Below are 12,173 nucleotides of genomic sequence, written 5' to 3' on the forward strand. Positions count from 1 at the left end.
TTTTCACCAAGTGGTGGCACCCGGCTGCAACCATCTCGACCTCGTCGACAGCGTACTATGAGCATATGTGAAACCACCTGATCCCATCCCGAACTCAGCAGTGAAACGATGCATCGCCGATGGTAGTGTGGGGTTTCCCCATGTGAGAGTAGGTCATCGTCAAGATTAAATTCCGAAACCCCAATTGCGAAAGCAGTTGGGGTTTTGTTTTGCGCGCTCGAAAAGTGTCCGCCTTGTCCCTCGTACACATGTCAGCCCAAACTCCGACCTGACTGGCCCGACAAATTTGCACAGTTATTTCTGAGCGACACCACTAGAATAGCCACCTAACCATTTTTAGAGTCAGAGCCCTATCTATGCCCGATCCGGTTGATGCCCACGAGGTATCGGATTTACCGCTAGACGATCTGGTGGCATGCCATGAGTGCGACTTGCTGATGCGCAAACCAACGCTCGCCCTCGGCGAAAAAGCCCAATGCCCACGTTGTGGTTACGAGCTATACGCTCATCGGCACAATGTGGTCGAGCGCAGCCTCGCCTTGGTACTGGCAGCCCTGCTGCTGTACATCCCCGCGAACTTTTTGCCCATCATGCAGCTCAATCTACTCGGGCAGTCCTCGGAGGACACCGTGTGGAGCGGCGTGGTCGGCCTGTTCGATACCGGTATGCAAGGCGTTGCCGCCGTAGTGTTCCTGTGCAGCATGGGCATCCCCTTGCTCAAGCTCCTGTGCCAATTGGCAGTGCTGCTCAGCATTCGCTGGAACATTGGTCGCAACTACGGGCTGCTGCTATACCGCATCTACCACCACATGAAGGATTGGGGGATGTTGGAGGTCTACTTGATGGGTGTGCTGGTGGCGATCGTAAAGCTCGCCGATATGGCCTCCATCACCATTGGCCTGGGTCTGGTCTGCTTCGTCAGTTTATTAATAGTCCAAGTTCTGCTTGAGGTGGTGATGTCACCTCATCAGATCTGGCAAGCGCTGTCAGGAGAGGATGACCATGCGGGCGATTGATGCAGGCATTCTGATTTGTACCGAATGTCATGAGTTGAACAAGCAGGAAGCGGATACCGATGAGCAACTCTGCAACCGTTGCGGCGCGTTGATCCATGCCCGTCGCCCTAATAGCCTTACACGCACCTGGGCACTGTTGATCACCGCCGCAATCCTGTATATCCCCGCTAACCTGTTACCCATCATGACGGTCAGCTCCCTCGGGCAAGGCGACCCCAGCACCATCATGTCGGGTGTCATCCAATTGGTGCAGCACGGGATGTTTCCTATCGCTGCCGTGGTGTTCATCGCCAGTATCCTGGTACCGACCTTCAAGTTGGTCGGCATTGGCTTGCTGCTGTTCTCGGTGCAGCGTCACCAGCCACTGTCCGCGCAACAACGCATTGTGATGTATCGCTTTATCGAATTCATTGGGCGTTGGTCCATGCTGGATATTTTCGTGATCGCCATCCTGGTGGCGGTCGTTAACTTTGGGCGACTCGCCAGTGTCGAGGCCAACCTCGGCGCTGCGGCGTTCGCCAGTGTGGTGATCTTGACGATGCTTGCCGCAGTAACTTTCGATCCCCGACTGATTTGGGATAACACGGAGTCGGACGACGACCATGAGTGATTTGCCTAAAGCTAAAACCCGCCCAGCCTCTAACTGGTCGGCCATTTGGGTGTTGCCCCTGATTGCCCTGATCATCGGTGGCTGGCTGGGGTGGCGTGCCTATTCCCAGCAAGGTATCGAGATTCAAGTTCGCTTTGAGAGCGGTGAAGGCATTCAGATCAACAAGACCGAAGTGGTCTACAAAGGCATGACCGTGGGCAAGGTCAAAACCCTGGCCCTGGATGACGAGGGCAGCAATCGCGGGGTGATCGCCACCATCGAGATGAACAAGGACGTTGAGCAGTACCTGAAGACCAACACCCGCTTCTGGTTGGTCAAGCCCAGCGTCAGCCTTGCCGGCATCACCGGCTTGGAAACCCTGGTTTCAGGTAACTACATCGCCGCCAGCCCCGGTGACGGCGAGCCCACGCGCAAGTTCAAGGCGCTCTCCGAAGAACCGCCGTTATCCGACGCCAAGCCCGGCTTGCACCTGACCCTCAAGGCCGATCGCCTGGGCTCGCTGAACCGTGGCAGCCCGGTGTTCTACAAGCAGATTCAGGTCGGCCAGGTTAAAAGCTACCTGCTGTCTGAAGACCAGAGCACCGTCGAGATCAAGGTCTATATCGAGCCGACCTACGCCAACCTGGTGCGCAAACACACGCGTTTCTGGAATGCCAGCGGCATCAGTATCGACGCCAACCTTTCCGGCTTGAAAGTGCGCAGCGAATCCCTCTCCAGCATTGTCGCCGGAGGTATCGCCTTCGCCACTCCTGAAAACCGCAAAGACAGCCCGCCCACCGATCCGAGCCTGCCTTTCCGCCTATACGAAGATTTCGATGCCGCCGCAGCGGGGATCAAGGTCAAGGTCAAGCTCACTGACTTTGAAGGCCTGCAGGCCGGGCGTACGCCGGTCATGTACAAAGGTATCCAGGTTGGCAGCCTGAAAACCCTGAAGATCGATCCGGACCTGTCCAGCGCCAGCGCCGAGCTGACCCTCGATCCATTGGCTGAAGATTACCTGGTCGAAGACACGCAATTCTGGGTGGTCAAGCCGTCCATCTCCCTGGCAGGCATCACTGGCCTGGAGGCCTTGGTCAAGGGCAACTACATCGCGATTCGCCCAGGCGACAAAGGCACCCCGCCACAACGCGAATACGTAGCCCGCGCCAAGGCGCCGCCTTTGGACCTGCGTTCCCCGGGGCTGCACATGGTGCTGCTCACCGACAGCCTGGGCTCGTTGGATGTCGGCAGCCCGATTCTGTACAAACAGGTCAAAGTCGGTTCGGTGCAGAGCTACCAGTTTTCACGCAAGAAAAAACAGCTGGTGATCGGCGTTCATATCGAGAAGGAATACGAAAGCCTGGTCAACGGCTCGACGCGCTTCTGGAATGCCAGCGGCGTCACCCTTACGGGCGGCCTCACCGGCGGCATCCAGGTCAAAAGCGAGTCCCTGGCCAGCCTGATGGCGGGTGGTATCGCCTTCGAAACGCCGGAACCGAATGTGCCATTGAAACATCGCATCCCGCGCTTTCGCCTGTATGCCGACCGTGATGCCGCCAACCAGCACGGCACTCTGGTGACCATCAAAGTCGACCGCGCCGACGGCCTGAGCGCCGGCACACCGGTGCGCTTCAAGGGGTTGGATGTCGGCAAGATCGAAAGTGTCGACCTCAGTGCCGACATGCAGTCGGTGCTGCTCAAGGCGCGTATCACTCAGGTCGCGGACCGCATTGCGCGTACGGGCAGTCAGTTCTGGGTGGTCAAGCCGGAACTGGGCCTGATGAAGACGGCTAACCTGGAGACCCTGGTCACCGGCCAATACATCGAAGTGCAACCGGCCGCGAAAAATGCCGGCCCGCAAAAGAGTTTTGTCGCCCTGGCCCAGCCGCCCGAAGCGGTGCATCAGGAGGCTGGCCTGAGCCTCACACTCAGCGCTGCCCGCCGTGGTTCGCTGAAGGAAGGGGTACCGGTCACCTACCGTGAAGTGACGGTGGGTAAAGTCACCGGCTACGAGTTGGGCCAGACCGCTGACCGCGTGCTGGTGCACATCCTGATCGAACCCAAGTACGCGCCGCTGGTACGCAGTGGCAGCCGCTTCTGGAACACCAGCGGCTTTGGCCTCGACTTCGGCTTGTTCAAGGGCGCGACCGTGCGTACCGAGTCCCTGGAAACGCTGGTGGCCGGCGGGATCGCCTTTGCCACCCCGGATGGCGAGCGCATGGGTAACCCGGCACGGCCGCAGCAGACGTTCCCGTTGTTCGACAAGTTTGAGGATGAATGGCTGACCTGGGCGCCTAAGATTCCACTCGGTAAATAAACCGAGGCGCGGCTATCGCGGGCAAGCCCGGCTCCCATAGTTGGAATGCATACTTGCTGAAAATGCATATCCCTGTGGGAGCCGGGCTTGCCCGCGATGAGGCCCACAAACACACCGCAAATCCCAAACCGAAAAAAAGGCCGCGATCCAAAGGATCGCGGCCTTTTTGCCTTTCAGTACAACCCGTCAGACTTCATCCAGCTCCGGCTCGTCCGCCTGTACATTCATCGTCGCCTTCACCACATCATGGCGACGGATGTACTTCCAGTCCGCCTCATCGATGTAGATCCCGTTCGGCCCGCTGCCGCCTTCCAGGTCAATCGCCACCTGGGCAGAGACCTGCGGCTTTACACTCGCCAGGATCGGCACGAAGCCCAGCTGCAAGCTGGTTTCCAGCAAGGCGGCCTGGTTCTTCTCATCGATGTCTGCCGCTTCATCGAGGTAGTACGGCAACCGTACGCGACCGGCCTGGTCGCGGTCCATCAAGTGCAGCAACAGGTACATGTTGGTCAGCGCCTTGATGGTCATGGTGGTGCCGTTGGACGCAGCGCCGTCGATGTCGGTATGGATCACCGGCTGGCCGTTGACCTTGGTGATCTCGAACGCCAATTCGAACAAGTCCTTGAGGCCCAACTGGTTATGGTTGGCGGCTACCAGGCGAGCCAGGTATTCCTTGGCTTCTTCGTTCTTGTTGTCCTGTTCGGCGCTCTGGCTGAGGTCGAACACCGAGAGGGTCTCGCCTTCTTCATACTGACCGGCACTGTGGATGATCTGGTCGATATGCTTGAGGGCTTCCTTGTTCGGCGCCAGCACGATGCGAAAGCTCTGCAGGTTGGACACCTGGCGCTTGTTGATCTCGCGGTTGAACAGCGCCAACTGGTGTTCAAGGCTGTCGTAGTCGCTGCGGATATTGCGCAGGGTACGGGCGATATCGGTGACCGCCGCACGACGTGCCTTACCAAGCGTCAACGCCTCATCGGTGCGGTGCGCATAAGCGTTGATCAGCAGCTGCAGGCGACGCTCCATGTCATCTTCGCTGTCGAACTTGGCCACGCCCTTGAGACGCACCTGGGCGTACAGCGCTTCGATCTGGCCATCGGCGCGCAGCAAGCCCTGCCAACTGTCCTGATAGTCATTGAGCAGCGGCAGCAGGTTGTCCATGGAGTCGTCGACCGGGTCCATGAATGGCGTGCCGAACGGCAGGTCCGCCGGCAAGAGCTGACGACGGCGCAAGGCGTCATCCAGCGTGCGTTGCTTGGCTTCCATATCGCCGATCTGGCGGCCGACCAATTGCAGCTTGGCCGACAGTTGCTGGACGCGCTCGGTAAAGGCATCGCTGGAACGTTTCAACTCGTCCTGGGCGGCTTCCATCTGCGCCAGGTTTTCCAGCTTCTCGCCTTCTTCGGCGCTCAGGGTCTGGGTGCGGCGGAAGTCTTCCAAAGCCTTCTGGGCGTCCAGCACCTGCTGGTACAGCGCTTCGGTCTGGGTCTTGCTTGCAGCGCGGTCGGACGCCACGGCCTGCTGGGTTTTCAGTTGCTTGAGTTCTTTTTCCAGACGTTCTTTCTGGTCACGCAACGCGGCGCGGTCCGCCAGGGCTTGCAGTGCCGGCGGCTCGATGTGGGAGATATCGATGGACAGCCCCGGCACTTCAAAGCGCTCGCCCTTGAAGCTATCGAGGATCTGCTCCAGGGATTTGACCCACTGGCCGTCTTCGTCCAGCGTGATGCCATGTTCGCCCAGCGGCAGGCTGAACAACGAGCTGTTGAACAGGCGCATCAAGCGTTCGACATCCTGCTGCGAGAACTCTTCGCGCAGCTTGGCGTAGCTGTTGTTGTCCGCGTGATCGAGCTGCTGCTTGACCGACTTCAAGCGCTTTTCCAGGTCGCGCAGGCGCTCGTCCAGGTCCTCGGCGCTGAACTGTCGCGACTGCGCCAAGGCGCCCGCCAGTTCATCGTGGGCATCCTTGGCGGCGAGCAATTGCTGCTCCAGCATCTTGACGTCATCCACCAGGGCAAAGCGGTGCTTGAGCACCGACAACTCGCCCAACCAACGCTGGATGCCACTGATTTCCCGCTCCAGGCGCATCAGCTCCTGTGTGCCGCCGCGCTGGTCGTTTTGCAGCGCGTCCTGCTCGTTGCGGTAGTGTTCGGCCTGGATGGTCAGCTCTTCCTTGCGCGCACTGGCGTAGTCCGACCAGGTGCCCAGCAACGAATCCAGCAGTGGCGACAGGCGATGCAGTTTGCCGCGCAGGGCGTCGCGCTGTTTCACGCCATTGGCCAAGGCTTCAACCAAGGGGCCGGCTGCCACCAGCGAGTTGTAGTCCTGCTCCATGCGTCGCACATCGCGGAAGGCTTCTTCACAGGCTGCGATGTAATCGACACTGCCCGAACGCAGGCTGTGTTCGAAGGCATCAAGGAACAGTTGCTTGAGCTTGGCCGCGGTGATTTCGCGCATGTGTAGCAGGTTGATAAACAGCGCGCGGAACGTCTTCAGGCTCTGCTCGCTGGTGGAGCGCAGCGGAATCAGGGTCAGGTCCAGCGGGATCGACGTATGCCCGCCCACCAGCAAGCGCCGCAGCTCATCAGGCTTGAGTTCGTAGGCTTTGAGGCCCTCGCGCTCAAGGTTGGTGAACAGCTCTTTCTGGCGCAGGCAGGTGTCGTTTTTCTGGTAGTGGGCCAGGTCCAGCTTGCCGGCGTAGGCAAAGAACTGATGACCAAAGCCGCCGCCCGGGCCGCGGCCGACCACGCCGATGACGTGGGGGCCGTGGGGCAGCGAGACTTCTACCAGGATGTAGCTGGTGTCGGTGGCAAAGTAGAAACGCCGTGATTGTTCCAGGGTGTACTTGCCGAAGCTCATGTCCGACATACGTGCCAGGATCGGGAACTGCAAGGCGTTGATCGAGGCGGATTTACCCAGGTTGTTGGCGCCGTACACCGACAGCGGCTCTTCCAGCGGGAACAAACCCAGGCTGTAACCGGCGGTGTTCAATAGGGCGAAGCGGCGGATGCCGTAGCGTTCCTTACTCATGCGTCGGTCTCCTGTTCTTCGGCAATGGCACGGGCCAGGGCATCTTCTTCGCTTTCCTCAGTGAAGGCGCTCAAATCCAGCGGGTCATCGGTCTTCAGCAGTTTCTCATCGCTGTCTTCGTCGATAATCACCGGTTCTGGCAGTGGCAGTACGCTGTGCACGCTGGCGGCGAGGTCGCGGTCTTGCTGCACCGACAGGCACACATCCAGGAAGCGGTGCATCGGCGGCAGGAAGCGGTAGATACCGTTGTCTTCGCTGGCAAAACCCAGTTGGGTCATGCGGCGCATGATTTTTTCTTCGAGTTCTTCCTGGGTTTGCACCTCGGCCTGGATAAACAGGTCACGGTATTTCTCCAGCAACGAAGGCAATTCATCACGGCCCAGGCTGCCGCCGTCGAGCACGGCAACCGGGTCGCGGCCTTGGTCGGCCAGGTGTTCGACGATGATGAAAGTAAACAAGGCCAGGCGCTGGGCGGTTTTGTTCACCTGCGCGGCAGCCACGGCGGTGTCCGGGACGAAGTAGTAGAAACCGCGGGTATCGCATACCAGCTCAAAGCCCAGCGCCTTGAACAGCGTGCGGTACTGGTCCTGGAAGTTCGACAATTGCGCGTACAGCTCCGGGTCGCGGCGGCTGACGTGGTAACCCTTGAACAGCTCGCGAAAGATCGGCGCCAGTTGGGACAGTTCGGATAGATCAAGATGCATAAGGCGTGCTCGCAGAATTCTCGGTGGCATCGACGCCGGCCGGGAGCAGGGCGAAGGAGCGCAGGCTGACCTGGTGCTCGTGGGTGTGGTAATCGCGACGTTCCAGGCGCTCGCGCTTGAAGCGTTTTTCCCGGGACAGGCGCGAGAACCAGTACAGCAATTCATCGGTGGCGCCGTCCGGTTCCTGCTCCAGCAGCCAGGTCATCAGGTCCGGCATTGGCAACGCGTCTTCGCAGCGTTCAAGCATTTCCTTGACCGTACGCGGTGCGCGCGGGGCTTCGCCTTTGTGGGACTTGTGCGCCTTGGGGAAACGCGCCGGTTTCGGCTCGAAATTCGCCAAGGCGTACACATAGGCTTCGACCTGGCTGGCACTGCCCAAGAAGGTACTTTGCGGCCGCGTGAACATCGGCATCGCCGCTTGCGGCACCGCGTCCAGGCCTTTGCGGCGAATCGCCGACAGGGCCAGCGCCGCACCGCGAGTCACGGCGTTATGCCGGCGTGCTTCTTCACGCAGCGGCAGCAGCAACTCCCGTGCATGGCGCAAGGTCAGCTGGGCGCTGGTTTGCATTTCGAGAATGCGTGCGTGGGTGCGCAGCAGCATGTCGTCGTCCACCAGGTGGCCAAGACGCTGTTGCTCGGTGAGCATGCGCAGCAGCACGTTTTCCACCTTACGCACGCCTTGCTCGAAGGCGCCGTCGGCGTTCACCAACTGGATCATCGGCTCGACGTATTCGTCCCAGGTCGCCAGTACTTCGGCGTAGCGCTGGCGCAACGGAATCTGGCGGTCGCTGGTCTTGGCGCGGTCAGCCACGGCGGCGAGGGCCTGTTCGTCGTTGGCAAGTTTTTTCAGCACGTCGCGCACGCGCATATCCAGCAGGCGCAGTTGCCGAGCCAGGTCATGGCCGTCGCGGATGTCGAAGGCGTCCTGGATATAACCGGCCAGGCGCTCCAGGTGGCGCAGGTAGGCTTCGATTTCCAGGCACAGGCCAAGCCGGTGCTCCTTGCGAAGATAGGCGAGGAAGTCGTGGATCTGCGCGTTGAGCTCGAAACGGTTCGGGCTCTTGGCGACAGGCACCAGGATATCCAGGCGAATCCACACGTCCAGCAGGCTGGTGATGTCCTGGGGCGTGCTGTCCAGTTGTTGGGCGGCCAATTGCGCGCGCAGCTCGCCCAGGCTCAGGGTGCCTTGGTCGAAGTGTTCGCACAGAGGCTCAAGTAAGGCCCAGTGTTCGGCGAGGGCGCGCAGGACGCGCTTGGGTTCGATCATGGGAATGGCCGGCTGGTTGGCGATTAAAAGTCGCGATTGTACTGCATCAGGCGCGGGATTTATCCACAGCCGGTCAGTGCGCAGTGGGCGATTGTGGCCGAACAGCGGTAGAATCCCCGCTCTTTACTTATCCACAAGTGGCCGAGCTGTGCTTATCGAGTCCCGACGTCGCGCTTACTTGACCGCCATGCAGGTGGTCAACTGGCTGCCCCGCACCGAACTGCCGTTTGCCGCACCATCGCGGCCCGAGTTGTTGCAGGCGCTTGAGCCCTACGAGGCGTTCGAGTCGTCGGGAGAAGAGGCGGCCGCGCCCGTGGCGGTGGTCAAACCCACCCCAGAGACGCGCCCGGCGGTCGAGCGGGCCAAGATCGAAGTGCCGCGCCCTGCGCCGGCGACCAAGGCTGCCAAGGTGGTGGAGGAGGCTGCGCCGGTGGCCAAGGCGCCCGTGGTGCCGCCGCCACGCTTTGCCCTGCAATTGCTGCGGGCCGGGCGTTGCCTGTTGCTGGTGGAACTGCCGACCGGCGAGCGTTTCCAGTCCCGCGACCCGGCCTACCTGTTGCTCAAGGACATGCTGCGCGCCGCCGGCCTGCCTGACAGTCCTCAGATCGTCGGTGAGCCGGTGCACTGGCCGCTGCTGGTGCGCGGCACCATGGACCAGGGCCCGGAGGCCGCACGAGATTTCGTCCAGGGGTTTGTCTCGGCACGCCTGGAAGACGAGCCCTGCGTGTGCCTGTGGCTGATTGGCCTGCCCGCCGTGCGGTTTGCCGGTGAAGCCAACGCCGAGGCCTGGTACCGCGAGCTGCAGGTTGAAGGCCTGGGGTCGGTGTGGGCCCTGCCGGGCCTGGAATTATTAATGGAAGAGCCACAGCGTAAGGCTGATGTCTGGCAAGCCATGCGCCGGCTGATGGCGCGCTGGAAAACAACTGATGAGTGAGGCTTTATCCTTTCGCCCGATGACCGAGGCCGACCTCGACGCCGTGCTGAAAATCGAATACGCGGCGTTCAGCCACCCCTGGACCCGCGGGATTTTTCTCGACGGGCTGGGCAAGTACCAGATCTGGCTGATGTTCGAAGGCGAGCAGCAAGTGGGGCATGGGGTGGTGCAGATCATCCTCGATGAAGCGCACCTGCTGAACATTACCGTGAAACCGGAAAACCAGGGCCGTGGCCTGGGCCTGGCTTTGTTGGAACACCTGATGTCCCGTGCCTATGCGGCCAATGCCCGGGAGTGCTTCCTGGAAGTGCGCGACAGCAATACCGGCGCGTTTCGCCTGTATGAGCGTTATGGCTTCAACGAGATCGGCCGTCGCCGGGATTACTACCCGGCAGTCGGTGGCCGCGAAGACGCGGTTGTGATGGCCTGCACCCTCGTCGACTGAAAAACCGTGAGCTGTAGGAGCGAGCTTGCTCGCGAAAAACGTCAACGATAACGCGTGCTTCCTGGATGAACGCGTCGCCTGTGGGTTTTTCGCGAGCAAGCTCGCTCCTACACTTACATAGGGTGATGATCGATCAGCGCTTGCGGTTCAGCGGGTCCAGATCCGCCAGTTCCGCCTCATCCAAGCCATTCCCGCCGCCAATGTCATTTTCTCCCACGACGCTCAGGTCGTAGTCGGCGGCATTGTCTTCGCCTTGCTCCTGCGCATCCCGCGCGCCATCCTCACGGATCAGCGTCTGCGGGCTCATATCGTCATCGGTGGATTCATGATCATCCGTCGAAGCGCCGGTCAGCCCGGCTTCGCGCACCCGTTCGTCGGGCATCAGATGGTCGCGCTCACGGCGCGGCAACTCGTCGCCGATTTCCGCAGTCTGGTCCTGCTCGTCAAAATCCAGCTCGCGCATCTCACCCATGCGATCTTCGTTGTCATCGATCGGTTCCGGCTGTCTTGCGCCGTAGGGACGTCGTGATTCAGTCATGGCCAATCCTCATACTGTGGGGCTTATAGTGTGTGGACAGGCATGGCAGCCAAAAAATTCAAGCTAATTAGCGCCTGGCGTGACCCGGACGAGGGCTTGTCAGTCACAAACCTGCGCATCATTCCTGAGGCTTCCCTGATGAACGAACTACAAGACCTGCTTGATAACAACGAACGCTGGGCGGATGCGATCAAACAGGAAGATCCCGAATTCTTCGCCAAGCTCGCCCGCCAGCAGACCCCGGAATACCTGTGGATCGGATGTTCCGATGCCCGTGTACCGGCCAACGAGATCGTCGGCATGTTGCCTGGTGACCTGTTCGTGCACCGCAACGTGGCCAACGTGGTGCTGCACACTGACCTCAACTGCCTGTCGGTGATCCAGTACGCGGTGGACGTGCTCAAGGTCAAACACATCCTCGTCACCGGCCACTACGGCTGTGGCGGCGTGCGTGCGTCGATGCAGGACCGCCAGTTCGGCCTGATCGATGGCTGGCTGCGCACCATTCGCGACCTTTACTACGAAAACCGCGATGTGCTGGCCCAGTTGCCGACCGAAGAAGAGCGTGTGGACCGCATGTGCGAGCTCAACGTGATCCAGCAGGTGGCCAACGTCGGCCACACCAGCATTGTGCAAAATGCCTGGCATCGTGGGCAGAGCCTGTCGATCCATGGCTGCATCTATGGCATCAAGGACGGTCGCTGGAAGAGTTTGAACACCACCATCAGTGGCTTCGAGCAACTGCCGCCGCAATACCGCCTGCGTCCGTTGGGCGAAGCCTAGAGCCGTTTGTTTTCGTGCCACCAGGCCAGGCCTTGGGCGTTCAACGGCTCTTTGCTGCCGGTGATCCAACCCCGGCAGTTCAGCTCGCCGCAATGGCAAGCGAACTGCCGGTACAGCGCGTCTTCGGTTATGGCGTAATCCAGGGTCAGCAGGCTGCCTGCGGTAATGGTGTTCAGGGTCCATAGTTCCATGTACGTGGTGTCCAGGAGCACGTTCGGCTTGCAGGAGTGCCGTATCAGGCCGCAGAACCAGCTATCGTACAAGTGGATACGCGACGACAGTTGCAGCGTATGCGAGCGGCGCTCGCTGACTGCGTAGCCTGAAACCAGGGCGATGCGTACTCGACTGTCAAAGTCGATGCGCGCCTTGATTCCACCCCTCTTGCCATTAGGGTATCGCACGACCTTGAATTGTGCGGTCGAGGGGTAACCCTGTTCCACCTGCAGCGTCTCAAAGGGATAGAGGCCGTCATTCACAGCCGCTTTAGCCTTATCCATGGCTCGAGTTTTCATCACTCTCCTGAACGGGGCTGCATGGACCTGCGGACCTGGCG

Annotated in this window: 11 protein-coding genes and 1 rRNA gene; 7 read left to right on the top strand and 5 right to left on the bottom strand. The window is 60.4% G+C overall.

The genetic code is table 11. The features are described from left to right. Positions 1-55: 55 nt before the first annotated feature. From rrf to BMH52_RS21435, 4 genes are all read left to right on the top strand, one after another. Positions 56-160, top strand: a 5S ribosomal RNA gene (gene rrf / locus BMH52_RS21420). Positions 161-356: 196 nt separating this feature from the next. Beyond that, positions 357-1,016, top strand: coding sequence for a paraquat-inducible protein A (locus BMH52_RS21425; protein WP_019817034.1), 660 nt, complete (start codon positions 357-359; stop codon positions 1,014-1,016). After that, complete coding sequence (locus BMH52_RS21430) at positions 1,003-1,626, top strand: paraquat-inducible protein A (protein WP_072434121.1); 624 nt, start codon at positions 1,003-1,005, stop codon at positions 1,624-1,626. The genes BMH52_RS21425 and BMH52_RS21430 overlap by 14 nt, the downstream gene beginning before the upstream one ends. Beyond that, positions 1,619-3,922, top strand: a complete 2,304-nt coding sequence (locus BMH52_RS21435; protein ID WP_019817032.1) for a PqiB family protein — start codon at positions 1,619-1,621, stop codon at positions 3,920-3,922. Before BMH52_RS21430 ends, BMH52_RS21435 begins: the two co-directional genes overlap by 8 nt. Before the next feature lie 186 nt (positions 3,923-4,108). Here the strand turns inward: BMH52_RS21435 and mksF are convergent, their stop codons facing one another. Genes mksF through mksB form a run of 3 tightly spaced genes read right to left on the bottom strand, consistent with a single transcriptional unit; the run spans position 4,109 to position 8,920 of the window. Beyond that, positions 4,109-6,949 (bottom strand): Mks condensin complex protein MksF, encoded by a 2,841-nt coding sequence (mksF, locus tag BMH52_RS21440; RefSeq protein ID WP_060766653.1) that lies wholly within the window; start codon positions 6,947-6,949, stop codon positions 4,109-4,111. Further along, positions 6,946-7,653: an Mks condensin complex protein MksE gene (gene mksE / locus BMH52_RS21445; protein ID WP_072434123.1), complete on the bottom strand. Its 708-nt coding sequence runs from the start codon at positions 7,651-7,653 to the stop codon at positions 6,946-6,948. The genes mksF and mksE overlap by 4 nt, the downstream gene beginning before the upstream one ends. Then, a complete protein-coding gene (mksB, locus tag BMH52_RS21450; protein WP_014716784.1) occupies positions 7,643-8,920 on the bottom strand; it encodes an Mks condensin complex protein MksB in 1,278 nt (425 codons plus the stop codon). Before mksB ends, mksE begins: the two co-directional genes overlap by 11 nt. 187 nt (positions 8,921-9,107) lie before the next feature. On the opposite strand from mksB, the gene BMH52_RS21455 reads away from it, so the two are divergent. Continuing rightward, a complete protein-coding gene (locus BMH52_RS21455) occupies positions 9,108-9,854 on the top strand; it encodes an energy transducer TonB (RefSeq protein WP_073844979.1) in 747 nt (248 codons plus the stop codon). Beyond that, positions 9,847-10,299 (top strand): ribosomal protein S18-alanine N-acetyltransferase, encoded by a 453-nt coding sequence (rimI, locus tag BMH52_RS21460; protein WP_003188286.1) that lies wholly within the window; start codon positions 9,847-9,849, stop codon positions 10,297-10,299. The genes BMH52_RS21455 and rimI overlap by 8 nt, the downstream gene beginning before the upstream one ends. Positions 10,300-10,432: 133 nt before the next feature. Here rimI and BMH52_RS21465 read toward each other — a convergent pair whose 3' ends face one another. Continuing rightward, the gene (locus BMH52_RS21465) at positions 10,433-10,837 is read right to left on the bottom strand and encodes a serine kinase/phosphatase (protein ID WP_073844981.1); all 405 of its coding nucleotides are present in this window, start codon (positions 10,835-10,837) and stop codon (positions 10,433-10,435) included. A gap of 138 nt (positions 10,838-10,975) precedes the next feature. On the opposite strand from BMH52_RS21465, the gene can reads away from it, so the two are divergent. Next, positions 10,976-11,620, top strand: coding sequence for a carbonate dehydratase (gene can / locus BMH52_RS21470; protein WP_003188288.1), 645 nt, complete (start codon positions 10,976-10,978; stop codon positions 11,618-11,620). Here can and BMH52_RS21475 read toward each other — a convergent pair. After that, the gene (locus tag BMH52_RS21475) at positions 11,617-12,132 is read right to left on the bottom strand and encodes a hypothetical protein (RefSeq protein WP_014716787.1); all 516 of its coding nucleotides are present in this window, start codon (positions 12,130-12,132) and stop codon (positions 11,617-11,619) included. The two genes, can and BMH52_RS21475, sit on opposite strands and share 4 nt — an antisense overlap. Between the last annotated feature and the right edge of the window lie 41 nt (positions 12,133-12,173).

Origin of the sequence: Pseudomonas sp. BTN1 (assembly GCF_001907715.1) — a bacterium.
Classification (GTDB): Bacteria; Pseudomonadota; Gammaproteobacteria; order Pseudomonadales; family Pseudomonadaceae; genus Aquipseudomonas; species Aquipseudomonas paracarnis.

Coding starts and splice junctions, on each gene's coding strand:
- BMH52_RS21425 (WP_019817034.1), top strand. CDS start 357: ATGCCCGATCCGGTTGATGCCCACGAGGTATCGGATTTACCGCTAGAC.
- BMH52_RS21430 (WP_072434121.1), top strand. CDS start 1,003: ATGCGGGCGATTGATGCAGGCATTCTGATTTGTACCGAATGTCATGAG.
- BMH52_RS21435 (WP_019817032.1), top strand. CDS start 1,619: ATGAGTGATTTGCCTAAAGCTAAAACCCGCCCAGCCTCTAACTGGTCG.
- mksF (WP_060766653.1), bottom strand. CDS start 6,949: ATGAGTAAGGAACGCTACGGCATCCGCCGCTTCGCCCTATTGAACACC.
- mksE (WP_072434123.1), bottom strand. CDS start 7,653: ATGCATCTTGATCTATCCGAACTGTCCCAACTGGCGCCGATCTTTCGC.
- mksB (WP_014716784.1), bottom strand. CDS start 8,920: ATGATCGAACCCAAGCGCGTCCTGCGCGCCCTCGCCGAACACTGGGCC.
- BMH52_RS21455 (WP_073844979.1), top strand. CDS start 9,108: ATGCAGGTGGTCAACTGGCTGCCCCGCACCGAACTGCCGTTTGCCGCA.
- rimI (WP_003188286.1), top strand. CDS start 9,847: ATGAGTGAGGCTTTATCCTTTCGCCCGATGACCGAGGCCGACCTCGAC.
- BMH52_RS21465 (WP_073844981.1), bottom strand. CDS start 10,837: ATGACTGAATCACGACGTCCCTACGGCGCAAGACAGCCGGAACCGATC.
- can (WP_003188288.1), top strand. CDS start 10,976: ATGAACGAACTACAAGACCTGCTTGATAACAACGAACGCTGGGCGGAT.
- BMH52_RS21475 (WP_014716787.1), bottom strand. CDS start 12,132: ATGAAAACTCGAGCCATGGATAAGGCTAAAGCGGCTGTGAATGACGGC.